Source organism: Rhodococcus tukisamuensis NBRC 100609, assembly GCF_001894985.1.
Lineage (GTDB): Bacteria > Actinomycetota > Actinomycetes > Mycobacteriales > Mycobacteriaceae > Rhodococcus_G > Rhodococcus_G tukisamuensis.
On the sequence record NZ_BCXG01000032.1, the window covers coordinates 18,537 to 41,421 of the forward strand.

At 69.8% G+C, this 22,885-nt stretch carries 19 protein-coding genes; 8 read left to right on the top strand and 11 right to left on the bottom strand.

The window, feature by feature from the left end:
* The first annotated feature begins 27 nt into the window (after positions 1-27).
* Positions 28-1,254 carry a DUF2786 domain-containing protein gene (locus RT2_RS22485; protein WP_072847059.1) on the top strand — a complete coding sequence of 409 codons (1,227 nt, stop codon included), beginning with the start codon at positions 28-30 and terminating at the stop codon, positions 1,252-1,254.
* 93 nt (positions 1,255-1,347) lie between these two features.
* Positions 1,348-2,586 (top strand): aminodeoxychorismate synthase component I, encoded by a 1,239-nt coding sequence (locus tag RT2_RS22490; protein ID WP_072847036.1) that lies wholly within the window; start codon positions 1,348-1,350, stop codon positions 2,584-2,586.
* On the opposite strand, the gene RT2_RS22495 is transcribed toward RT2_RS22490, so the two are convergent.
* Both RT2_RS22495 and rsmI read right to left on the bottom strand, forming a co-directional pair.
* Positions 2,583-6,641, bottom strand: a complete 4,059-nt coding sequence (locus tag RT2_RS22495) for an nSTAND1 domain-containing NTPase (RefSeq protein ID WP_083577558.1) — start codon at positions 6,639-6,641, stop codon at positions 2,583-2,585. The genes RT2_RS22490 and RT2_RS22495 overlap by 4 nt on opposite strands.
* A gap of 384 nt (positions 6,642-7,025) precedes the next feature.
* A complete protein-coding gene (gene rsmI / locus RT2_RS22500) occupies positions 7,026-7,856 on the bottom strand; it encodes a 16S rRNA (cytidine(1402)-2'-O)-methyltransferase (RefSeq protein ID WP_072847037.1) in 831 nt (276 codons plus the stop codon).
* A 23-nt stretch (positions 7,857-7,879) separates the two neighbouring features.
* Between rsmI and RT2_RS22505 the strand changes: the two genes are divergently transcribed.
* On the top strand, positions 7,880-9,439 hold the full coding sequence (locus RT2_RS22505) for a dolichyl-phosphate-mannose--protein mannosyltransferase (protein ID WP_072847038.1): 1,560 nt from the start codon (positions 7,880-7,882) through the stop codon (positions 9,437-9,439).
* Positions 9,440-9,616: 177 nt separating this feature from the next.
* Positions 9,617-10,759, top strand: a complete 1,143-nt coding sequence (locus tag RT2_RS22510) for a helix-turn-helix transcriptional regulator (RefSeq protein ID WP_072847061.1) — start codon at positions 9,617-9,619, stop codon at positions 10,757-10,759.
* 25 nt (positions 10,760-10,784) lie between these two features.
* Here the strand turns inward: RT2_RS22510 and RT2_RS22515 are convergent, their stop codons facing one another.
* The 7 genes from RT2_RS22515 to RT2_RS22545 form a co-directional block, all read right to left on the bottom strand.
* Positions 10,785-12,428, bottom strand: coding sequence for a BCCT family transporter (locus RT2_RS22515; protein ID WP_072847039.1), 1,644 nt, complete (start codon positions 12,426-12,428; stop codon positions 10,785-10,787).
* A gap of 84 nt (positions 12,429-12,512) precedes the next feature.
* Positions 12,513-12,941: a DoxX family protein gene (locus tag RT2_RS22520; RefSeq protein WP_072847040.1), complete on the bottom strand. Its 429-nt coding sequence runs from the start codon at positions 12,939-12,941 to the stop codon at positions 12,513-12,515.
* A 102-nt stretch (positions 12,942-13,043) separates the two neighbouring features.
* Positions 13,044-13,412, bottom strand: a complete 369-nt coding sequence (locus RT2_RS22525) for a DUF2784 domain-containing protein (RefSeq protein ID WP_072847062.1) — start codon at positions 13,410-13,412, stop codon at positions 13,044-13,046.
* A 66-nt stretch (positions 13,413-13,478) separates the two neighbouring features.
* Positions 13,479-13,838 carry a GntR family transcriptional regulator gene (locus tag RT2_RS22530; protein WP_072847041.1) on the bottom strand — a complete coding sequence of 120 codons (360 nt, stop codon included), beginning with the start codon at positions 13,836-13,838 and terminating at the stop codon, positions 13,479-13,481.
* Between the two features lie 51 nt (positions 13,839-13,889).
* Positions 13,890-14,318 (bottom strand): nuclear transport factor 2 family protein, encoded by a 429-nt coding sequence (locus tag RT2_RS22535; protein ID WP_072847042.1) that lies wholly within the window; start codon positions 14,316-14,318, stop codon positions 13,890-13,892.
* A 52-nt stretch (positions 14,319-14,370) separates the two neighbouring features.
* Positions 14,371-15,531: a hypothetical protein gene (locus tag RT2_RS22540; protein ID WP_072847043.1), complete on the bottom strand. Its 1,161-nt coding sequence runs from the start codon at positions 15,529-15,531 to the stop codon at positions 14,371-14,373.
* Positions 15,531-16,481 (bottom strand): metal-dependent hydrolase, encoded by a 951-nt coding sequence (locus RT2_RS22545; protein ID WP_072847044.1) that lies wholly within the window; start codon positions 16,479-16,481, stop codon positions 15,531-15,533. The genes RT2_RS22540 and RT2_RS22545 overlap by 1 nt, the downstream gene beginning before the upstream one ends.
* Before the next feature lie 160 nt (positions 16,482-16,641).
* Between RT2_RS22545 and RT2_RS22550 the strand changes: the two genes are divergently transcribed.
* The gene (locus tag RT2_RS22550) at positions 16,642-17,262 is read left to right on the top strand and encodes a TetR/AcrR family transcriptional regulator (protein ID WP_072847045.1); all 621 of its coding nucleotides are present in this window, start codon (positions 16,642-16,644) and stop codon (positions 17,260-17,262) included.
* On the opposite strand, the gene RT2_RS22555 is transcribed toward RT2_RS22550, so the two are convergent.
* Positions 17,259-18,536 (bottom strand): PucR family transcriptional regulator, encoded by a 1,278-nt coding sequence (locus tag RT2_RS22555; protein WP_072847046.1) that lies wholly within the window; start codon positions 18,534-18,536, stop codon positions 17,259-17,261. The genes RT2_RS22550 and RT2_RS22555 overlap by 4 nt on opposite strands.
* Before the next feature lie 142 nt (positions 18,537-18,678).
* Here RT2_RS22555 and RT2_RS22560 point away from each other — a divergent pair, with 142 nt between their 5' ends.
* The 3 genes from RT2_RS22560 (at position 18,679) to arsC (ending at position 21,431) form a co-directional block, all read left to right on the top strand.
* Positions 18,679-19,548 carry an SGNH/GDSL hydrolase family protein gene (locus RT2_RS22560; protein WP_072847047.1) on the top strand — a complete coding sequence of 290 codons (870 nt, stop codon included), beginning with the start codon at positions 18,679-18,681 and terminating at the stop codon, positions 19,546-19,548.
* A 92-nt stretch (positions 19,549-19,640) separates the two neighbouring features.
* Positions 19,641-21,023, top strand: coding sequence for a spinster family MFS transporter (locus RT2_RS22565; RefSeq protein ID WP_072847048.1), 1,383 nt, complete (start codon positions 19,641-19,643; stop codon positions 21,021-21,023).
* Positions 21,024-21,059: 36 nt separating this feature from the next.
* A complete protein-coding gene (gene arsC / locus RT2_RS22570; RefSeq protein ID WP_072847049.1) occupies positions 21,060-21,431 on the top strand; it encodes an arsenate reductase (glutaredoxin) in 372 nt (123 codons plus the stop codon).
* 212 nt (positions 21,432-21,643) lie between these two features.
* Here arsC and arcA read toward each other — a convergent pair whose 3' ends face one another.
* Entirely contained in the window at positions 21,644-22,861 is a 1,218-nt protein-coding gene (gene arcA / locus RT2_RS22575; RefSeq protein ID WP_072847050.1) for an arginine deiminase, read from the bottom strand.
* Positions 22,862-22,885: the final 24 nt, after the last annotated feature.

Consider the following 22,885-nt stretch of genomic DNA (forward strand, 5'->3'; position numbering starts at 1 on the left):
GTCGGTGCTCTGGTGCACACTGCCGACATGACGAATCATCGAACGGACATTCGAGACCCTTGGGGTAGCGCGTACCCGGCCGACGTCGAGGACGACTGGGGTCCGGACGACTGGAACGACGACGACCGGCCGGCCCGGGACGGCCACGCCACCCGTCGCGAGGGCCCGCCGACCGCTCTCGACGCCCCGGCCGCGCTGGTCGCGGCATACGAGCGTGGCTGGCAGCCCGCGGACGTCCTGCACGTCACGAAGCGGTCGCTCGAGCCCGCCTTCGCCGACCCGGCCGCCGCACTGATCCTGCGCGAGTCGCACTGCAGCGACGCGTGGTCTCGCGCACCACGGCAGTGGCTCGACCAGCTGCGTGCGATCGCGGATGCGCACCCCGGCGCGGACACCGATCCCACCGCCGACCGGGACCCCGGGATCGACCCGTCACACGGATGGCCGCTGGCCCGGTTCTGGCAGACGCTGGGCCCCTGGACCGCCCTGTGCCCGCCGCCCTCGGCCTGGCCCCGGCAGCGCACGGACCCCGCCCCGGAACGGGACACCGACCCGGCGGTCGCGGACACGAAGGTACTGAACAAGATTCGCGGGCTTCTCGCGAAGGCGGAGAGCACGGAGTTCACCGAGGAGGCCGAGACCCTCACCGCCAAGGCCCAGGAACTGATGACGCGGTACGCGATCGACTCGGCACTGCTCGAGGCGGCCACACCCGGATCATCGATCACGGTGCACAGCAAGCGAATTCACCTCGACAACCCGTACGTCAAGCAGAAGGCGCTGCTGCTGACGGCGATCGGTGAGGCGAACCAGGTGCAGACCGTGTTCAACCTGCGGCTGGCCATCGCCACCACGATCGGGTCGCCGGTGGACCTGGCACAGGTGGAGATGCTGTTCACCTCGCTGCTCGTCCAGGCCACCCGCGCGATGCACACCGCGGGCGAGAAGGGCTCTCGGTCCGTGTCTTTCCGCAAGGCGTTCCTCTTCGGCTTCGCCGTGCGGATCGGCCAACGACTGACGGAGGCAGGCAAGGCCGCCACCGCACAGGCCGTGTCCGAGTCGCAGGTGCGGTTCGCCGACCTGCTCCCGATCCTCGCCGATCGGGCCGATGCGGTGCACGCCGAGGTGACGCGCCTCTTCGGACCTGTGAAGACCATGCGGAACTCGGCGGTCGACCCGCGAGGGCTGCGTGCGGGACGGTCTGCCGCGGACGCGGCGAACCTCGGCGACGGCGGACGGGCGATCGCCGGTTGACGACCCACCGCCAGGCCCGGGTCACGCCGACCGTGGACGGCGCCCTGCCTGCGCGATTCGGGCGGGCGGGCGCCCCCGTGACAGGCTGGACGGATGCGGATCGACAGGCTGGGCGAGGGCGGCAACCCGGCCGAGGTGCTACGCACCCTCGCCGCCCTGGCCGCCGACCGCGGCACACCGCCGCCCGCCGCCCTGATCGGCGACTGGTTCGGCCGCCGGGCCGTGCTGGCGCCGACCGTGGACACGGTGCGGGTGGACCCGAGCCGGGCCTTCGATGCCCCCGGGTACCGGGCGGAGGCGGCGGACGCTGCCGGTCGGACGCCCATCGGCGGCGGCTGGATCGGCTACCGCGCCTACCCGGACCTGCCGACCTCGGGAGCCGTACCGGCACTGCCCGAGTCGGCGGGCGGCTGGACGGACAGCGTCCTGTGCCAGGACACCGACGGCTGCTGGTGGTACGAGTCCCTCACCGACAGTCCGTGCCCCGCGGAGTGGGCGGCGGCGGCGACCGCGCCGTGGGCGACCCGCCGGCCGTGGCGGCTCGACTGGACCGCGCCCGACCGCGACGCCCACCGGTACGGCGTCGAGGAGTGCCTCGAGGCCATCCGCGCCGGCGAGGTCTACCAGGCCTGCGTGTGCACCCAGTTCCGCGGGCGCGCGCACGGCGAACCGCTGGACTTCTTCGCCGACGCCGTCGAGTCCACGCGGCCCGCCCGCGCCGTCTTCGTGCAGGGCGGTTGGGGCGCGATCGCGTCCCTCTCCCCCGAGTTGTACCTGGCCCGTCACGGCGACCGGGTCACCTCCAGCCCGATCAAGGGGACGTTGCCCATCGCGGCGGACCCCGACCGACTCCGCGCCTCCGTCAAGGACGTCGCCGAGAACGTGATGATCGTCGACCTGGTCCGCAACGACCTCGGCCACCTCGCTGTCCCCGGTTCGGTGACAGTGACCGACCTGCTCGGTGTGTATCCCGCACCGGGCGTGTGGCATCTGGTGTCCACGGTCGAGGCGACGGTGCCTCCCGACACCGGCACGGGCGAGCTCCTCGACGCCACCTTCCCGCCGGCCTCCGTCACCGGTTGTCCCAAACACCGCGCCCGGCAACTGCTCTCGCAGTGGGAGCCGGATGCGCGCGGAATCTACTGCGGCACTGTCGGGTTCGCGTCGCCACTGGCCGGCGTCGAGCTGAACGTGGCCATCCGCACCGTCGAGTTCGATCCGGACGGCGGCGCCGTCCTCGGCGTCGGCGGCGGCATCACCGTCGACTCCGACCCCGACGCCGAGTGGCAGGAGTGCCTGGACAAGGCGTCGAGCATCCTCGCCCTCGGTTAACTCTCCCCGCCCTCGGCCTCACAGGTTCCCCGCGTCGGCACGGAAAGCTCGAAACTCGCCGCCCGGTCCGGCGACAGTTCCTCGGTCGCCGCGCAGATCCGGGCGATGATCGCCGCCGCGTCCAACCCCCAGGCACGCAGCACACCGTCCCCGCCCGCGGCGACGACGGTGTGGGCCCCCGGCAGGAAGCCGACCTGCCATCGGCCGGTGCCGGTGGTGGCGATCGGGCCGCCGACCTCCCGGGCCCGTCCGGCGTCGGAGACGTCCCACAGTCGCACCGTGCCGTCGTCGCTGCCGCTCACCAGTCGCCGCCCGTCGGGACTGAACGACACCGAGTAGACGGTGCCGCTGTGCCCGAGCAGCGCCGGCTGGCGGGCCGAGAGCGATCCGTCCGCCGCCCGGTCCCACACCACCACCGCCTGATCGTCGTCACCGGTCGCCATCCTGGTGCCGTCCGGGCTGAACGAGATCGCATTGATCCCGCCCTCCCCGGCATGGGACACGACGTGCGACTCGGGACGAGCGGGGTCCCGCACGTCCCACGAGTGCACCCCGCCGTCGGCGTCGGTAGCCACCAGGGTGTTGCCGTCCGGGCTGAAGGCCGCGGCCCGGACGAGATTGCTCGGGCCGTCCAAGGGCTCCCCCCACGGCACCGGGTGCCCGGGGTCGGCCAGGTTCCACAGCCGCACGCTGAAGTCGTCGTCACCCAGCGCCAGTGTGGTGCCGTCCGGGCTGAACGCCATCTCCCAGGTGAATCGTGTCTGCGTCACGATCGGCGCGCCCAGCGCGGTCGGGTGCGCCGGATCGCGCACGTCCCACAACTGGACATGTCCGCCGGTGGTGGGCGTCGTCGCCATCATCTTTCCGTCGGGCGAGAGTGCCGCCACGTGCGCGCCGCCGAGGGGCCGCGGCATCGGGGTCGCGCTCGCCGCGGCCAACCGCCCGTCGTTGCCGACCCGCCACAGCCGGATCACCGAGTCGTACCCGCCCGTGGCCATGAGCGAACCGTCCCGGCTCGTCGACGGCAGCGACAGCGCGGACTCGGAGACGGGCAGGTTCGTCCGCGGCAGGGCCCACACCCGCACCATCGAGTCCTGCCCACCGGTGACCACCGTCTCGCCGTCCGGCGAGAGGGCCATCGCGGGCACCCCGCCCCCGTTCCCGGTCAACGCCGGCCGCAGCGGCCGCAGGGTCCGGCGTTCCGGGTCCACGGACCACCGCTTCACCGTGCCGTCCCAGGAGGCGCTGGTGAGAGTCGCACCGTCCGCCGCGAAGGCGATCGTCCAGATCCCGCCGGTGTGTGCCTGCACCGGCGCCCCGACCTCTCGGACCGCGGCCACCTCCGTGGCGTCGAAGACCCGGAGGAATCCGTCGTCGCTGCTTGCTGCGAGGGTCCGTCCGTCGGGCGCGAAGGCCACCGAGTGCACCACGTCGCCGAACCCGGTGAGCACCGACGGCAGCGGCACGGGCCGGGTCGGGACCGCGATGTCCCACAACCGGACGCTGCGGTCGTCGCTGGCCGTCGCCAGCACCGCCGAGTCGGGCCGGAACGAGACCGTCCGGACCGCGCCGCCGTGTGCCGCGAGCACCGTGGCCGCGAACTGGCCCGACCACGGATCCGAGGTGTCGAACAGCGTCACGGTGCCGTTGTCGTTCGGCGCGGCCAACGTCCGCCCGTCCGGGCTGAACCGGACGTTGTGCACCGTTCGGGCACCTGTCGGGGCCGCCTCGAGCAGCGGCCTGGGCGCGCCCCGGTCGGTGACGTCCCAGATGAACACGGTGCCGTCGCCGCTGCCGGCCGCCAGGATCCGGCCGTCCGGACTGAACGACACCGATGCCATGTACTGGTCAGAGCCGGTCAGTGGCTCGCCGACCGGCCTCGGATCGGACCGATCGCCCAGGTCCCACAGCCGGACCGTGCGGTCGTCGCTGGCCGACGCCATCGTCTTGCCGTCGGGTGAGAGGGCCACTCCGTAGACCGGGCCCCGGTGCCCGCTCAGCGGCCGGCCGATCGGGGTCGACTCGGATGCGATCAGGCTCGAGTACGCCGCGTCGCTGCTCGGGTCCATCTGCCACGCGGCCAGTGACAACTGGGCGGCGGTCGTGGGGTCGGACTCACGCAGCGAATCCGACAGCGCGACGACCTGGCGGAACTGCGCGGCGCTGCGCTCCGATTCCGCGCGACTCTTCGCCGTCCATGCCGTCACACCCGCCACCAGTGCGAGGACAGCTGACAGTGCCAGGGCCGCCATGACGCCGCGTTGAATCCAGGTGTTGCGCTGCACCTGCTGAGTCGACGCCGCCAGGAACTCCGCTGCCGTCGGGTCCAGCGGAGCGGCCACCGGACCCGACGGGTTCTGCTCGGCGACCATGTCCAGCCGGCCACGCTGGTAGAGCAGGCTGTGGTTGCGGTCCGCGTCGGCCCAGCGCGCGGCGTCCGCCTCGATCTGCTGGCGCAGCGCCGAGTAGGACCGGTCCTCCTGGATCCAGTTCTTCAGCCGCGGCCAGGCATCGATCACCGCGTCGTGGATGAGTTCGACACTCTCGGTGTCGGCGACCAGTACCCGGGCTGCGATGAACTGGTCGACCACCCGCTGCGCGGCCTCGGTGTCCTCCCCGCCGAACGCCAGCAACTGTGGCAGGGTCCGCCGGATCTTCACGTCGGTGCCGGCGTCGGTGACGTACACCAGGTGCACCATCATCGACCGCGCCAGCACCTGCCCCCGCGGGTCCAGCGCCTCCCAGGTGCGTTCGGCGGTCGCCGCGACGGATCCGCGCACGCCACCGGTCGCCCGGTAGCTCGACATCGTGAGCGTGCCGCCACGCCTGCGCTCCCACATGGTGTCGAGCAGGTGCGAGAGCAACGGCAGGACGGTGTTGCTGCCTTCCTCGGAGGTCAGCGCACCGAGATCGTGCAGGATCAACTCCACCAGCCCGGCCTCGAGCTTGAGCCCGATCAGCCGGGCGGGACGGGTGATCACGTCCACCATGTCCGAACGGGTCAGCGGCGCGACCGTCTTGCTGTGCCGTTCGAGGGCGTGGGCCAGCACCGGGTAGGCGAGCGCCGGCTCGTAGAAGTCCGAGCGCATGGTCGCCACGACCGAGGGCGCCGAATCGGGGGTCTCGTCGTCGGACAGCGTCGAGGCCGCGTAGTCGAGGACCAGGAGGAATCGTGCCCGCTCGTCGGGGTCGCCGCACTGGGTGAACAGCTCCTCGGTCTGGTCGACGACGACGAGCAACGTCGCGGCACCGAGCCGGCCGGCCGCGCCGCGCAGGGCACGTCGCACCGACTCCGGGTCGGGGCTGTCGACGACGTCCGTCAGCTCCGGGATCGCGTCGCACAGCGCCTGCAGCGGCGCCTGTCCCGGGGTGACCACGACCGGCACGCAGGCACTGTCGCCCGCGCCCGGCGCCACCCGGGCCAGTTCCGGGACGAGTCCCGCCTGCACCAGCGACGACTTCCCGACGCCGGACGCGCCGGTGACGATCACGATGCCGTGCCCCTGCGCGGAGACCACCGCGTCGACCAGCCCCCGCAGGCTCTCCACCCGGCCGAAGAACAGTCGGGCGTCCTCTGCCCGGTACGGCTCGAGACCGCGGTACGGCCGCACCCCGGTGACCGGTACGGCAACGACCGGTGCCGTCGCCTCGCTGCGCGCCCGGGGGGCGCTCACGTCGCGGGCGTTCTTCCACCAGGCCTGCCACTGCTGGGTGGAGTAGAGGCCGGGCGCAGGCGGCTGTCCGTGCACCGCGGAGGCGGCCCGGATCAGGACGACGAGAACGGGTCGCACCGATTCGAAGGTGGCGGGCACCCGCTTGCCCGACCGCCAGTCGCTGATCCGCTGTACCGAGATCTGCTTGTCGACGCCGATCGCACGGCCGACCGCCGAGGCCTCGGACACCACCTTCTTGAGGGCTGGCCCACCCGCCGTCGCGAACAGCAGCCGCAGCTGGTCGGCAAAGAATCGACGGGCCTGCTCCGACTGGTCCTGCTCACCCTGGTCGTCCTGGACGTGCGGATTCCGCTCATCAGTCGCGCCGTCGTCGTCAACCATCGTTCATCCCTCTCCACCACAGGGCGAAATTCCGCTGCGGAAAAGTTCCTCACCCGTTGCGAACTGGGACGATACCTGGAATCTCAGAGTCAACATTGCTCGGCTCCCCTCGCCCGTCCAGTGTTGTCCTCGGCGCACGGGGGGCCCGGCGCCAACCACGTGGCACCGGCGGGGACTGACAATTTCGAGGGGTAGTTCCCGCCGGATCCGCGACCCGCGACGAGAAATGGGACACCGAGAACCTTGACCAGAATCGCGACCCAGATCGCCTCTCGAGTTCCGCCTACGCTGTCCGCCTTCCTGGTGATCGCGGCAGCCGTCGGACTGATCCTCCTGATGTCCCCCGGGTTCTGATCCCACGGACCTGCACCCGGCGCGGCGGCCTCAGTCCTTGCGCGCGGCTAGCACCGTCTCGTAGAGCTCCCGCTTGGACACCCCCGCGGTGGCGACCATCGCGCACGCGTCCTTGAGCCGCTCGCCCGCGGCCACCAGCCGCTCCACCTCGTCGACGAGGTCCGCCGGCTCGGCGGCCACCGCCGTCGCTCCCTCGAGCACCACGGTGATCTCTCCGCGAACCCCGTCGGCCGCCCACTCGGCGAGCTCGGCCAGGGTGCCGCGTCGCACCTCCTCGTAGGTCTTCGTCAGCTCCCGGCACACCGCCGCGCGGCGCTCCCCGCCCAACACCGCGGCCGCGTCGGCCAGGCAGTCCGCGATTCGGTGCGGCGCCTCGAAGAACACGCACGCACGCGGCTCGGTCCGCAGCGCCTCGAACCACGTCCGGCGCTGCCCCTGCTTGCGCGGCGGGAAGCCGTCGAAGCAGAACCGCTCGACCGGCAGCCCAGACAACGCCAGCGCCGTGGTGACCGCGGACGGGCCCGGCAGGCAGGTGACGGGCAGGTCCCGCGCGACACACGCCGCGACCAGCCGGTACCCGGGGTCGCTCACCGACGGCATCCCGGCGTCGGTCACCAGCAGCACCGTCCGGCCCTCCGCGACGTCGGCGACCAGCGCGGGCAGTCGCGTGGTCTCGACCTGGTCGTAGAAGCTGACCACCTTGCCGGTGATGGTGACGCCGAGCGCGGACGCGAGGTGCTTGGTGCGCCGGGTGTCCTCCGCCGCGACCACGTCCGCGGTCGCGAGCGCGACTTTCAGTCGTTCCGAGGCGTCGCGGACGTCCCCCATCGGCGTCGCGGCAAGGACCAGGGAACCATTCATGCACGACAGCCTACGATCGTCGGGTGACCCTGTTGACCGACGAGCGCCCGACGCCCCACGTCGACCCCCGCGGTCACCTCTCCCCGGCGCCCCTGGCGCCCGAACCCAAGACCGGCCCGACCGACCGCTTCCGCGGCTGGGTTGTCACCGTGTTCCTCACCCTCGTGGCCGCGATCACCCGGTTCACCATGCTCGGCTACCCCACCGACGCGGGCACCCCGGTGTTCGACGAGAAGCACTACGCGCCGCAGGGCTGGCAGGTGCTCACCAACGGCTGGATCGAGAACAACCCGGGTTACGGACTCGTGGTGCACCCGCCGGTCGGCAAGCAACTGATCGCCGTCGGCGAGGCGCTGTTCGGGTACAACGGCTGGGGTTGGCGCTTCTCCGCCGCGGTCGCGGGCACCCTGCTGGTGCTGCTGGTGATCCGGATCGTGCGACGGATGGCGCGGTCGACACTGGTCGGGGCGATCGCGGGGCTGCTTCTGATCGCGGACGGGGTCACCTTCGTCTCGTCCCGGATCGGGATGCTCGACATCTTCATGGCCCTGTTCGTGGTCGCCGCGTTCGGCTGCCTGATCGTCGACCGCGACGAGGTGCGGGCCCGGATGGCTCGCGTCTACGCGGAGGGCCGGATCGGGGTCACCGACTACGGCCCCCGGCTGGGGGTGCGCTGGTGGCGGTTCGGCGCCGGCGTGATGCTGGGCCTCGCCTGCGGGACCAAGTGGTCGGGCCTGTACTTCATCGCGTTCTTCGGCCTGATGAGCGTGGCCTTCGACGTCGCCGCCCGCCGCCGCTACGGGGTGCGCCGGCCGTGGCTCGGCGCGGGCCTGCGCGACGTCGGACCCGCGCTGTACGCGCTGGTGGTCGTCCCCGTCCTGGTCTACCTGGCCACCTACTGGGCGTGGTTCGCCTCGGAGACCGGCGTCGACCGGCACGCCGTCGGAAACCAGCTCGGCTTCGACGGCAGCTTCTCGTTCGTCCCCGCCGCGCTGCGCTCGCTCTGGTACTACAGCGGCAACGTGCTCGAGTTCCACGGCGGTCTGACCAACTCGGCGGGCAACCACCATCCGTGGGAGTCCAAGCCGTGGACGTGGCCGATGGGTCTGCGGCCGATGCTCTACTACTTCGCCGAGGGCGACGAGGTGTCCGGCTGCGGCGCCGCGAGCTGCGTCAAGGCCGTGATGCTGATCGGCACGCCGGCGATGTGGTGGCTGGCGCTGCCGATGCTCGGCTGGGCGTTGTGGCGCACCGTCGTGGGCCGCGACTGGCGCTACGCCGCGGTGCTCACCGGGTACGCCGCCGGGCTGCTGCCCTGGTTCGTCACGATGGACCGGCAGATGTACTTCTTCTACGCCGTCGCGCTGGCACCGTTCCTGGCCATGGGCCTGGCCCTGGTGTGCGGGGAGGTGATCGGCCGCGCCCGAGCGAGCTACGAGCGCCGCCGCACCGGCCTGCTCGCGGTCGCGTTGTACCTGGGCCTGGTCATCGCGAACTTCGCCTGGCTGTGGCCGATCCTGACGGCCGTCCCGATCACCCCGGAGATGTGGCAGCAGCAGCTGTGGCTGCCGAGCTGGCGGTGACAGTCACCCCTCGTCGACCCTCACCGGGCCCTGCCGCACCTGAATTCGTTTCCTGATCCGGAAGCCACATCCAGCACATCACTCGCCGGCGCGCGCGGCCTCGTGCAAACAGATGAGATCGGCCATACTCGGATGGAACCGCTGGACGCCGTATGCCAACCGATGCCGGGGTGGTCGATGATCTCAGTCGACGATTTTTCCCGCCTCGTGTCCGCGATCTACGCATCGGCCGTCACGCCGGAGCAATGGGATCCGACCCTTGTCGAGCTTGTCCGCGCCTTTGACGGCGCCGGCGCCGGCTTGCTGACTTCGGCACCGGCGACCCGACAATCCGACGTCATGGTGCGTCAGGTCGGCGCCGACCCGTCCGCAAGAACGACCTACAACGAGTACTACGGTCGGCTCGACTATGTGGCGACAGCCGTGGAAAACGCTCCGGTCGGCCGAATTCACACCGGGACCGAACTGATCCTCCCCAACGTGCACACCGAGTTCTACGCGGACTGGTGCCGCCCCAACCACTTCCAGGACGGACTGTTCGTCCGACTGGCCGGTGGCACCCCGAGCGCATGGCTGGGGGTCGCCGCGCCTCGTGGCCCGGAACCCTTCGGAACCACCGACCGGCTGACGCTGATGAGGCAGCTGGTCCCGCACCTGAAACAGGCAATCCACACGCGGATGGAACTCGCGACCCTCGCGCAGCGCGAACATGAACTGGCCAGAGCAATCGACCAGTTCCAGCACGGCATCGTGGTCATCGGACCGGACTACCGAATTCTGCACCTCAACACAGCGGCCGAGACGATCCTCGTTTCCTGCGACGGCCTCCAACTCCGCCCCCATGGATCCATCGCGGCGACCCTCTCTCGGGCAGATCGAGAACTCCGCCGCCTCGTGTGCCTCGCGCTGGACACCCAAGAGGACCGTGTCCCCGAAGGCGGCTCATTTGCCTGCCCCCGCCCGTCCGGGCGACGCGGATACGCGGTTCACGTGGTTCCGCTCAGCCCCGACACCGACGGACTGAGCCATTCGACAGTGACCGCCCTCGTCCTGATCGTCGACCCAGAGCGTGAACCTGAACCGGACACCGCCGTCCTGCGCCGCCTGTACTCCCTCACCGACACCGAGGCGGAGGTCGCCATGCGGGTGGCTCGGGGCGAAGGACTGAAACCGGTTGCCGACGAACTCTCCGTGTCGATGACGACGATTCGGACTCACCTCCAGCACGTCTTCGACAAGACCGACACACACCGTCAGGCCGAACTCGTCCGCGTCCTGCTCGCCATCGGTCCCTCGTTTCACGATGCCTCCCAGGACTGAGGCTGCTGATCGCCTCGAGAACCTGCTAGTGACCGACTCGCTTGGCCCGTGTGCGGGGCCGCGGCAGTCGTCGCCGCTCCCGCTTCGCCTCGAGGATCATCGGGTCGTGGCACAGGTCGCGGTAGAGCGAGACGCACAGCCCGATCATCACCAGCACGAACGGTGCGGCCGCGATGATGGTCATCGTCTGCAGCCCGTTCAACGCGTCCTCGCCGCCGGTCCACAGCAGCAGCGCCGCGACGCCACCGGTCAGCAGACCCCAGAACACCACAACCCAGCGACTCGGCTGCAGGGTGCCGCGCTGCGAGAGCGAGCCCATCACCATCGACGCGGCATCCGCGCCGGAGACGAAGAAGATGGCGACCAGGATCATCACCAGGACCGTCGAGACCCCCGCCAACGGCAGGTTGTCCAGCATCCCGAACAGTTGGGACTCGGAACTGCCCCGCTCCGCGAGCGGGATGCCGTCGCGTTGCTCGCCGATGGCGGCGCCGCCGAACACCGAGAACCACAGCAGGCTGACCACGCTGGGCACCAGGATCACGCCGACCACGAACTCACGGATGGTGCGGCCGCGGCTGATGCGGGCCAGGAACATCCCGACGAACGGGGTCCAGGAGATCCACCAGGCCCAGTAGAAGATCGTCCACGAGGACAGCCACTCGGCGGTCTCCGGGTTGCTGGACGCCGCGGTCCGCGCGGACATCTCGGCGATCTGGCCGGCGTAGGCGCCGAGGGTGTTCGGGATCAGGTTGAGGATCAGGACGGTCGGCCCCAGCACGAACACGAACACCGCCAGCACCAGCGCCAGCACCATGTTGATGTTGGAGAGCCACTGGATGCCCTTCGACACCCCGGAGACGGCCGAGGCGACGAAGGCGAGCGTGAGCACGGCGACGATCGAGACGAGCAGCAGCGTGCCCGCCTCCTCGAGCCAGCCGGTGACCTCGAAGCCGGACCCGATCTGCAGGGCGCCCAGTCCGAGGGAGGCCGCGGTGCCGAACATCGTCGCGAAGATGGCGAGGATGTCGATGACCTTGCCGATCGGCCCCTCCGCGCGGCGGCCGAGCAGGGCGATGAACGCCGAGCTGAACAACTGCTTGCGCCCGCGACGGTAGGTGCCGTAGGCCAACGCGAGGCCGACCACCGCGTACGTCGACCACGGGTGCAGGCTCCAGTGGAACATGGTGGTCGCCATCGCGGTGCCGACCCCACCGTCGGTGCCCGGCGGCGGGGTAACGAAGTGCGCCAGCGGTTCTGCCACGCCGAAGAACATGAGGCCGATGCCCATGCCGGCGCTGAACATCATCGCGATCCAGCTGACGGTCTTGAACTCCGGCTTCTCGCCGTCCTTGCCGAGCGGAATCCGGCCGAACGGGCTGACCGCCAACCAGAGCGCGAACAGGACGAAGCCGGTCGCGGCGAGGATGAACAGCCAGCCGAGGTTGGTGACGAGCCAGTCGAGCGTCGAACTGGTGACCCGGTCCAGGCTGTCGGGACCGACGATGCCCCAGATCAGGATGGCCGCGACGATGACCGCGGTGACCCCGAACACCACGAAATCCGTGCGGACGGCGCCACCGGCAGACCCCGCTCCACCGGTACCGGCGGCTTCCGCGCGTTCGGTGGGGTCGGAATCTTGATCGGACAAATCGGTATTCGCCGCCATGCAGACTCACGTTGCTTGTCCGCACAGGCAATTGCAAGCCGACGCGGCCGGGGAATTGCCGGCCGGCCGCGCCGGTTTACGGCGTTACACTGCGGATTTGGAGCCGAATCGACCGCCCAAGAGCGCATCGATGCTGAGCCGGCCCGCACCGATCGCGGCGATCAGCAACGAGGAGACGCCGAGCGCCAGGACGAGTTCGTACCCGCCCTCGGAGACGAAGATGCCCTTGTCGATGTGCACGATGAAGAAGGCCCCGACCATGTCGAGGAACAGCAGGATCCCGGCGATCGGAGTGGCGATCCCGGCGATCAACGCGAAACCGCCGACCAGTTCTACGGTCGCCGCGACGATCGCGGACACGTCCGGCAGCGGCGCACCCATGGCGTCGAATGCGGCCTGGGTCTTCGCAATTCCGTTGGTGAAGAACTTCTGCCAGCCGTGGGCGACGAAGATGACGCCGATGCCGACGCGGGCGACGAGCAGGGCGAGGTCCTTGAAAGCGCTGGATTTCATCTACAGGTCCTTTGCTGTGCGCACGGAAGGTCGGGAACGAGACCACCCTGACACAGGATGGTTGAAGCGTCAACCTTCCCGCGGGCGTGTCGGAAGCCGCCCTCACCGAGCGAGAACGCGCGCCGGACGCCGCCGGAAGTACCCGATCCAGGACGCCAGCACCACCGCCACCACCAGGAGCCGGACCAGGGTCACGGCGTCCACCGGGTAGAGCACCCCGGTGAGGTAGTGCGAGATGAACCCCGTCGACGGCAACTCCGGCTGGCCCGACATCCGCCGGGCCCAGTTCTCCAGGTCGGTCAGCGGGCATTCGTAACCCACCAGCACCGACCCCACGCCCCACGCCACCACCGCGACATGGAGGGCGATCGTCCGACGCCAGCGCCAGGCCAGGAACCCGCCGACCACCAGGTATCCGATGAAGGCGAGGTGGGCCGCGACGGTCGCCGCCTCGACCACCCGGTAGACCATCGCCACCCCTTCGCCCCAGCCCACACAGTGTCCCAGCCCCCACGGTCGAGCGTAGTCCGGCGGCGCTTACGCGCCGCGGATCGCGGCGGCCACCAGTTCCCCGGCGACGTCGTCGCCCAGGCCCAGGTCGCGGATGGCGGCGACGTACGCGGTGGCCGCCCGCTGGGCCGCAGTCAGCGTCGGGTCGCCCGAGGACGCAACGAAGGAACCGGCTCGACCGCGGGTCTCGATCGCGCCGACCGCCTCGAGTTCCTTGTAGGACTTGGCGACGGTGTTCGGCGCCAGCCCCAACTCCTCTGCCAACGCACGCACCGTCGGCAGCTTGGTGCCGGCGATCAGTTCACCTCGGCGGATCAGAGCGAGCACCCTCAGCTTCACCTGCTCGTAGGGCGGCGTCGCGGAGTCCGGGTCGATGACGATGCGCATGCGGCGAGGCTAGCCGGGCAAGCCCCGATCCAGCTCGCCGAACGCCGAGATTCACTCGGCGAAGGCCTGCTCGAGCCCGTCGAACCAGGCGGCGTCCTCGACCAGGGCCCGGCTTCTCCAACCGTCCGGCGTGCGCACCAACTCGTGGTTGTACCAACCGCCGCAGAAGAACTGCCTGCCCGGCTTGACGACCATCGGGTTGAAGAACATCGCCCGCACCCGGGCGCCGTCGGCGGTGAACTCGACGTCGATGTTCGAGACGAAGTGCTGGGTCCGGGTGAACAGGTCGAGCATGGTCGTCAACTGCGCCACCACCTCCTCCACGCCGCCGCTCGGACCGCCGGTCTCGGAGTAGTCGATGGCCGCGTCCGGGGTGAACACCGTCCGGTAGAGCGCCCAGTCCTTGGTGTCGACGGCGTGCGCGTAGCGGGTGAGCAGGTCCGCGATCTCGATCCGGTCGGAGAGGGTCTGCAAGTCCATGCAGGCAATGAAAGCGCACCACCCTCCCCGACCGCCGGAAAACCGTGAGGAACTACGCCGTGCTGGTCACCGGACGTTCGCCGACCGACGGGATGCCACCGTCCTCGGATGCGCTGCGCGGCACGGTGAATGTCGCGATCACGCAGAGTATTGCGACGGCGAAACACGCCAGCGTGTACCAGAGGTTGCCGATCGGATCGCCGTTGTCGGTGACACCGTCGACCGCCCCGAAGAAGTCCGGCAGCGCGGTCGCCCACAGCAGGCCCATCACCGCGAGGTACACGACGGCGTACACCCGGACGAAGTTGTTCGAGTACGGCGGGACGTCAGCGGCGGTGCGCCGCAACCGCGACCACTGGCGGGCCAGGAGCGGGATCGCGACGACCGTGATGGCGACCAGTTCGGCCGCGTACAGGAACCCGCGGACGGTGTCGCTGCCCATTCCGAAGACGGTCGCCGGGAGCGGGAGCACGAACACCCCGATCGAGGCGGTGAGACCGATCACCACGGTGCGCCACACCAGTGCGAGCCCGGAGAAGCGCCGGCCCGCATCGACGTGCCGGCCGACGAAGAACTGGACGCACAGAGCCAACGACATCGGCCACAGCGCCGCGAACACCACGACGCTCGGCAGCGGAACCGAATCGAAGAAGGGCAGGTTGACCTTGTTGTCGAGCGTCCACTCCCACCAGCGCAGCTGCGGCCCGAGCTGGTCGAAGATCTCGTAGAACGCGTGGTGGACGAAGCCGACGCACACCGCGCCGAGGAACACCCCGTAGCGCCGGAACACACCGAGCATGCGGACGATCTCGAACGCCAGCGTCGCCATCAGCGGATAGATGGCGATGATGTAGAGCGGGAGTCGGCCCCACAGGAAGTCCACGGTGAACACGTTGTGCGCGAACATCGTGCCCAGGTATTCCTCGGTGCCGAATGTGGCCGGGAAGTAGATCGGCGGCTCGATTACGAACAGGAACGCGGTGGCACCGAACCACAGCACCAGGTTCGTGGGATCACCGTGCCGGCGAAGCCGCAGGATCGCGTACACGAGCGCGAGCACCGACCCGAGCACGATCATCCACTCGAGCACCGGCAGCGTCCAGTTCTCCAGCGCGGCCGGATTGCGCACCTCGAAGAGCCCACCGGCCTCCTCGCACGAGAAGCCCAGCCGGGTCGCGAGATCCGAGAAGGTGGGCGAACAGTGGTCCGACATCAGTTCGCCCCCGCGGGGACCGGCTCGGCCTCAGGCTTCTGCGAGTCCGCGGTGTACCAGCGGGTGCAGTCGTAGCCCGCGTCGTAACGGGTGAACCACTCGCCGGCGAGGACGGGCAGTTTCTCGTGTTCGGGCTTGTGCCCGGGCATCTGGCTGCGGATGGCGCCCCCGAGGGCGGTCAACTGCTGACCGATCGGCAGGCCGTCGAACGCTCGCGGCATCGGCCCCTTGGTCAGGTACGGCGCGAAGGCGGTGAGCACCTTCTGCTTGGCCCGGTGCCGGGCGAACATCGACATCGAGTCGACCTTCCGCTCGGACAGCGGAACGTGCTGGTTGAAGCCGGCACACGCAATCCGGATCGACTTCATCACGTGCGCGAAGATCGACGCGGCCATCCGCATCCGGTAGAGCTCGTTGCCGACGACGGAGTTGTAGATGATCAACGCCGAACTGCGGTGCTCGACCTCCTCGACGAAGTGCCAGAGGAACAGGGACGCGACCCGGTCGTCGCCGGGCCGGAACAGGGTGGCCTCGTTGTCGAGCATCAGCTTGAACACCGGAGTGAACGTGGCCTCCAGGTCGGCGGTGTACGCCAGCCGGTAGTTGATCGAGGTCCGCTCGGTGAGGAGGTCGAACTCGCCGGTCACGGCGTCGAGGGTGTTCTGCAGGCCGGGGTACCGCCGGATCAGCGCGTTCACGTGCTGGCGGTGTGCGGTGGAGTGGTGGCCCTCCTGGCGCATGAACGCGACTGCCTCCGCCGCGACCTCCGGATCGGTGATCAGCGGCTTCGCCTGCAGGATCAGCTTGACGATCATCTTCTCGAAGCCGATCGCGAGGAACGAGACCGCGTTGGACATGCTCGACCAGGCCGGGTTCTCCGGGTTCCAGAGGAAGGGGACGTCTTCGCCCTCGAACCCGAAGTCCATCTTCCGGGGTTTCAGTTCCGTCATGCGCGATTCCTCGATTCGTCGATGCGTGCGAGCCCTGCCAGGGCAGGTGGAGGCCACCTTCGACGCGATCATACAAATATGCGCGACTGCGTATGATGACTTTCGCTGAATCCACCGCGCCTCACGCCGCCCGCCGTCGCAGCCCTGGTACCGTCCGCCCGTGGCACGCAGACGTGGATGGGGTGGGCAACCGCCGGTCGATGACGACGAGGCGTCGCGCCGAATCGTCTCCACTGCAGTCGATCTGATCGGCAGAACGGGTTCGGCAATCAGCATTGCCGACGTCGCGGAGTCACTCGGTGTCATCCGCCAGACGGTGTATCGGTACTTCCCCAGCGCGGATGTCCTGATGAAGGCGGCGGCGATCGCATCGGTCGACGACTTTCTCGATCGGCTGGCGCGGCAGGTACGTGGCATCGAGGATCCCGCCGAAGCAATGACCGAGGGCGTGGTCTACACACTGGCCGAGGTCCGTCGAACCCCCCATCTGGGCATCCTGCTCACGGGCACGTACCCGAACGTCCACCCCGACGGCATCACGTCCCCAGAGGCACGTGCCTTCGGAATGACGATGATCAGACGCTTCGACGTCGACTGGGAACGCCACGGGTACGACGACGACGCGCTTGGCGAACTCGTCGAGTACGTCCTGCGGACGATGCAGTCGTTCTTTGTCTCCCCGGGCAACCCGCCGCGAAGTGACGACGAGCTGCGAGGCTACCTGCGGCGCTGGATGGGGACGGCGATCATGGCCCAGACGCGGCGATCGGCAAGCAACTAGGCCTGCAGCGTTTCGGAGCCGGCGCACCGCCGGGCCGCGAGCGCCGCGGTGACCCGGACCAGGTCCCGGGGCGAGCTCACATCCAGCCCGGTCAGCGTCGCCAGCTTGCGCAGCCGGTAGGCGACTGTGTTCGGGTGCACGTGCAACGCAGTCGCTGCGGCGGCACGGTCGTAGCCGGCGTCGACGTAGGCCTCGAGCGTGCGGAGTACCGACTCGTGGGAACCCAGCGGGGACAACAGATCCGCCAGCACTGCGTGCGCCGCACTCGGCCTGCTCAGCTGGTACTCGACCGGCACGTCCTGGAGACGGAACAGGCCCGTCCGGTGCCCGTGACGGCGCGCCACCTCGAGCACCTCCCTGGCCTCGACCAGCGCACCGGGGATCCTCGTGGGTGCGGCCGCGGAGACCGCGGTGACGACGGCGGCACCGATCACACGTTCCAGGTCCAGCAGGTTCCGGCGCAACGCGACGTACTGCGGGCTGTCGGACCAATTGCCCTCGGTCGGTTCGGAATCGACGATCGGGATGAGCACCGTTCCGCCGCTGCTGGTCACCGCACACAGCGCTTTGTCGCGGCCGACGTTGTCGAGTTCGCGCTGGAGCCGTCGGACCTTGCGCCGCTCGGCGACCGCGGTGTCCACCCCCGCGGCCGCCTCGTCCGGGTGCGGGTCGACGTGCAGCGCGACCACCCAGTAGAGCCGAGCGAGTGTGAGACCGACCCGGTCGGCGGCCCCCGCCGGGTCGGCGCCCGAGGACAACGCCATCAGGAGGGCCCGGCGGGCGCCGTCGTCCTCACTCGGCGGTGCATGGTCCGACCCGTACCCCGCCACCACCGCGGACGTCGCGGCGAGCAGGTAGGTGTGCAGCAACTGCCCCGCTCGCGCGAGTGCCGGACCGTCGCCGCCACCGGCCAGCCCCGCGATCGACGCCCACCACTGCTGAACGCCGAGGTGGTACGCGTGCAGGATCTCGGCCAGGGGCACCAGCTCCTCTGCCCGGTGCCCGGCCGAGACCCGCAGGTCCGCCACTTCCGAGGGCGTCGGCTCCCGCGCCGTCCTGAGCATGGCGATGAACAGCTCGAGGTTCCGCCGGACGATCGCGGTGACGTCGTTGCGGATCGCCTCCTCCGGCAGTGACCGGTAGAAGGGGACGTCAGTCCGGACCACTCTGACGGTCTCGGCAACCAGCGAGTGAGTCCGCTGCGCCAACTGGTCCGCCAGCGACCGACCGCCGATCGAAATGGGACCCTCTCGGTCCGCTTTGCTCACAGACACAAAAACCCCCCGAATGTTGGTCGCAATCTACAACTACCACCTGCAGTTTCCCGATCAATATGTAATCCACGCCACTCTCTGCTGCACAAACGGTGCACCCGAAACGGAGCGGCTCACGAGAGAAGGAGCCTCGGTGACTCAGATGATCAGCCGTGCCACCAGGTCGGGGGCAACTGCCGCCGCCACCCTGTGCCTGCTGGCGGCCGCGGGCAACGCCGGCGCCGCCCCCCTCGATGCCGGCCGGATCGACTACGTGGCGATCGGCGATTCCGCCGCGGCCGGCCCGCTGCTTCCCGACCAGGACATGAGCGCGCCCGGATGCCTGCGGTCGCACCTGAACTACCCCGCCGTGGTGGCCGCGGAGCTGGGCGCCACGCTCACCGACGTCAGTTGCTCGTCGGCGAGGACCGCCAACATCACGAACACCCCGCAGCGCACCTTCTCCGGCACCGCGACACCGCAACTCGACGCATTGAACCGGGACACCGACCTCGTCACCGTCACCATCGGCGCCAACGACTTCAACCTCTTCACCACCGCCCTCAGCTGCGCCAACCCGCTGCCACAACCGACCGGGTCGTCCTGCCGCGACAAGTTCAACGCCGGCGGACGCAACCAGCAGCGGGACCAGATCGCGGGTTGGGCACCGACCTGGGGGGCGATGCTCGACCAGGTCCGCGAGCGGGCGCCGTACGCGGAGATCGCGGTGGTGGGTTACGGCACCTACCTGCGACCGGGCGGATGCCCCGCACAGCAACCGATCTGGTCGCAGGACGCCGACTACCTGCAGAGCGTGATGACCGACGCCAACGCCGCGATGGAAGCGGAGGCCACCCGACGTGGCATCCGCTTCGTCGACATCACCCAGGCCACCTCGGGCCACGACATCTGCGCAGCCCCCGGGCAGGCGGCCTACACCGGCCTCGTCCCGACCGAACCTGCCGTGCCGCTGCACCCGACGGTGTTCGGAATGCAGGCGATCGGTGCACAGGTAGCCGAGCAACTGCGCTGACGCGCCGCTCCTGAACCAGAGCTTGTTCTCGCACGGCACTGCCTGCGACAGAACAGGTTTCCGACCCGCTCCCACCGAATCTGCGAGGCCCCATGTCCGTGCACGAATCCGCCGCGCCCCCGTCGGCGCTGCCCGCGTCACCACCGTCGACAACCACGACCAATGTCGTCAGCGGAGCGCTGGTCGCGCTCTTCCTGGCCAACCTGGTGAACTTCTTCGACCGCTCGATCCCCTCCGTGGTCGCCGAACCCATCAAGGCCGAGTTCTCCCTCAGCGATCTGCAACTCGGCCTCGTCATGTCGGCCTTCACCCTGGTCTACGCGATCGCGGGCCTACCGCTCGGCAGGCTCGCGGACACCGGCAACAGGCCGAAGATCATCGGCGTGGGCCTACTGATGTGGAGCGGGTTGACCGCGGCGACCGGCGCGGCGGGCAGTTACCTGCTCTTCATCCTGGCCCGGCTCGGCGTGGGCATCGGCGAGGCGAGCTTCACCCCGGCCGCGAACTCGATGATCGGCGACATGTACCCGGCGGAGCGGCGATCTCGCGCACTCGGCATCTTCATGCTCGGGCTGCCGCTCGGCCTCATGCTGGCGTTCTTCACCGTCGGCAAGATCACCGAGGCCTTCGGCTCCTGGCGGGCGCCGTTCTTCGTCGCGGCCGTGCCCGGCGTGGCGCTCGCCGTCGTCCTGTACCGGATGCGGGACCCCGAGCGCGGGGCCGCCGAACACACCTCCGCCACCGGCGCGGCTCCCACCGGCGCCGCCCCGGTCTCGCGACCGATCCGCCGGCTGCTGTCGATCCCGACGCTCCGCTGGCTGATCCTCGCGGGGCTGACCTTCAACTTCGCCGCGTACGCCGTGAACTCGTTCGTGGTGCCGCTGCTCATGCGCCAGTACGAGTTGAAGTTGACGCCCGCCGCCGCGGTCACCGGAATCATCGTCGGGTTGACCGGCCTCGTCGGACTGGTGGCGGGCGCCCGACTGGCGGACCGCGCGTCGACCAGGTCGCCGAATGCCCGTCTCAGGATCGGGGTCTTCAGTTGCGCCGCGGCCGCTCCGTTGACCGCCCTCGCCCTGATGCAGAACGGGGGGAGCGTCGTCGCCTTCACCGCCTTCTTCGCCGCCGGCTGGTTGTTGGCGTACGCCTTCTACATCAGCGTCTATCCCACGATCCACGACGTGGTGGTCCCGCCGCTGCGCGCCACCGCGACCGCCTTGTTCTTTGCGGCGATGTACCTGCTCGGCGGCTTCTCGGGACCGGTCGTGGTGGGCGCCATCTCCGACTGGTTCGCCGAGCGCGCGCTCGACTCGGCGGGTACCGGAACGCTGGCCCAGTACGCGGGTGAGGGACTGAACTCGGCCATGTACCTGGTGCCGATCATGTTGGCGCTCACCGCCGTCTTCATCTTCCTGGCCACCCGGACGGTCGCAGCGGACGCGACCCGCATGCGCCGGACGCTGGAGGGCCGCTGAGGTCGCCGGCAGCCGGTCGAGCGGGCCGGGGGCACAATGGCTGACATGGCGACATCCGACACGAACACGCACGCGACGATCTACCACAACCAGCGCTGCAGCACCTCGCGCACGGTGCTCAAGCTGATCGAGGACGCGGGCATCGAACCGACCATCGTGAAGTATCTCGACACGCCACCCTCGCGCGACGGCCTGCGCAAGCTGCTCGACGACGCCGGGCTCAAGCCCAGCGAGGCGATCCGACGCAAGGAGTCCGTCTACACCGAACTCGGGTTGGCGCAGGCGAGCGAGGACGAGCTGCTCGATGCCATGGTCGAGAACCCGATCCTGATCGAGCGCCCGATCGTGGTCACCGACAAGGGCACGGTGCTCGCCCGGCCGGCCGACAAGGTGTCCACCATCCTGTAGTCACCTCGATCGTCACGGCACGGCCCCGTCGACGCCAGTCGTCGGGGCCGTGCCTCGTTCAGATCAGGACTCGGACGATCCCGCCGAACCGGAACCACCCGAACCGGACTCCCCCGAAGCGGAGCCCAGGTCGAGCGATCCCGATTGGCGACCGGAGTCACAGCATCGTGGCCGTAGCGGCGGGCTCGCCTGCCGCCGAAGGTGCCTGACGCTCAGAGCAGATCGCGTGAGACCGGGCACGACATGCAGCGGGGTCCGCCGCGACCGGAGCCGAGTTCGGACCCCGAGATCCGCAGCACCTCGATGCCCGACGCCTCGAGCCGGGCGTTGGTCTCGACGTTGCGCTCGTAGGCGACCACCACTCCGGGCGAGAGCGCGAGGGTGTTGTTCCCGTCGTCCCACTGCTCGCGTTCGGCGGTCACGTGGTCGAGCCCGGTGTCAATCACCCGCAACTTGCCGATGTCCATCGCCTCGGCCGCCGCTTCCAGGAAGGGTTCGGCGCCGCGGATGCTCACGCCGCCGTCCTCGCGTCGGATGGTGAAGGCGGTCAGGGTGTGCTGGATCGCGGGGTACATCACCACCGCATCGACGTCGACCATCGTGCACACGGTGTCCAGGTGCATCGACGCCCTGCGTTGCTCGATCGGCACCACCAGCACCGTGTGCGCGAGTCCGTCCTCGAACACGCTGCGCGCCAACGCCTCCGCTCCCGCCGGGGTGGTTCTCTCGCCCACCCCGACGGCGATCACCCCCGGCGAGAGCAGCAGCACGTCGCCGCCCTCGACCGGCGCGGTGTGCGACTCGTAGGCCCGCCGCACCCCGAGGAAGCGTGGATGGTGCGCGTAGATCAGGTCGGTGAGCGAGGCCTCCCGGGCGCGTGCCGGCAGGGCGAGAGCCGTGATCGCCACCCGGTCGCCGATCCAGAACGACGAGTCCCGGGTGAAGAGCAGGTTCGGCAGCGGTTCGATCACGAAGTCGCCACCGTGGTGCATCCGCCGCACCAGGGACGACCCGGCCGGCCCGATCGGCAGTTCGTCGAATGTCATCCCCGCGGTCAGGAGGTTGGCCAGAGCGGCGGGCGCGACGGTGCGCAGGTACGACGCCAGTTCCTGAGCCAGCGAGTGCCCGAGCCGACGGGGGTCGACCGCGGCCGAGATGCCCTGCATGCGGGCCGCACCGCTCGCGGTCAACGCCTCGGTCAGCAGGTCCGAGAGCAGCAGCACCTCGACGCCCCGCGAACGCAGCAACGCGGCGAAGGCATCGTGCTCGTCCTGGGCCCGGTCCACCCACGGCAGTCCGTCGAAGAGCAGTTGGTCGTTGTTGCGCGGGGTCAACCGCTTGAGCTCGTCGCCGGGACGGTGCAGCAGCACCGTCCGCAGGGTGCCCACCTCGGAGTTGGCCCCCAACACCGTGCCGCGCTCGCTGGTCATGGCTCGACGGTAGTGCGCCTCGGC

Coding starts and splice junctions, on each gene's coding strand:
- RT2_RS22520 (WP_072847040.1), bottom strand. CDS start 12,941: ATGAAATCCAGCGCTTTCAAGGACCTCGCCCTGCTCGTCGCCCGCGTC.
- arsC (WP_072847049.1), top strand. CDS start 21,060: ATGGCTGACATGGCGACATCCGACACGAACACGCACGCGACGATCTAC.
- RT2_RS22560 (WP_072847047.1), top strand. CDS start 18,679: ATGATCAGCCGTGCCACCAGGTCGGGGGCAACTGCCGCCGCCACCCTG.
- RT2_RS22490 (WP_072847036.1), top strand. CDS start 1,348: ATGCGGATCGACAGGCTGGGCGAGGGCGGCAACCCGGCCGAGGTGCTA.
- RT2_RS22525 (WP_072847062.1), bottom strand. CDS start 13,412: ATGGTCTACCGGGTGGTCGAGGCGGCGACCGTCGCGGCCCACCTCGCC.
- RT2_RS22515 (WP_072847039.1), bottom strand. CDS start 12,428: ATGGCGGCGAATACCGATTTGTCCGATCAAGATTCCGACCCCACCGAA.
- RT2_RS22540 (WP_072847043.1), bottom strand. CDS start 15,531: ATGTCGGACCACTGTTCGCCCACCTTCTCGGATCTCGCGACCCGGCTG.
- RT2_RS22545 (WP_072847044.1), bottom strand. CDS start 16,481: ATGACGGAACTGAAACCCCGGAAGATGGACTTCGGGTTCGAGGGCGAA.
- RT2_RS22495 (WP_083577558.1), bottom strand. CDS start 6,641: ATGGTTGACGACGACGGCGCGACTGATGAGCGGAATCCGCACGTCCAG.
- rsmI (WP_072847037.1), bottom strand. CDS start 7,856: ATGAATGGTTCCCTGGTCCTTGCCGCGACGCCGATGGGGGACGTCCGC.
- RT2_RS22485 (WP_072847059.1), top strand. CDS start 28: ATGACGAATCATCGAACGGACATTCGAGACCCTTGGGGTAGCGCGTAC.
- arcA (WP_072847050.1), bottom strand. CDS start 22,861: ATGACCAGCGAGCGCGGCACGGTGTTGGGGGCCAACTCCGAGGTGGGC.
- RT2_RS22510 (WP_072847061.1), top strand. CDS start 9,617: ATGATCTCAGTCGACGATTTTTCCCGCCTCGTGTCCGCGATCTACGCA.
- RT2_RS22535 (WP_072847042.1), bottom strand. CDS start 14,318: ATGGACTTGCAGACCCTCTCCGACCGGATCGAGATCGCGGACCTGCTC.
- RT2_RS22530 (WP_072847041.1), bottom strand. CDS start 13,838: ATGCGCATCGTCATCGACCCGGACTCCGCGACGCCGCCCTACGAGCAG.
- RT2_RS22565 (WP_072847048.1), top strand. CDS start 19,641: ATGTCCGTGCACGAATCCGCCGCGCCCCCGTCGGCGCTGCCCGCGTCA.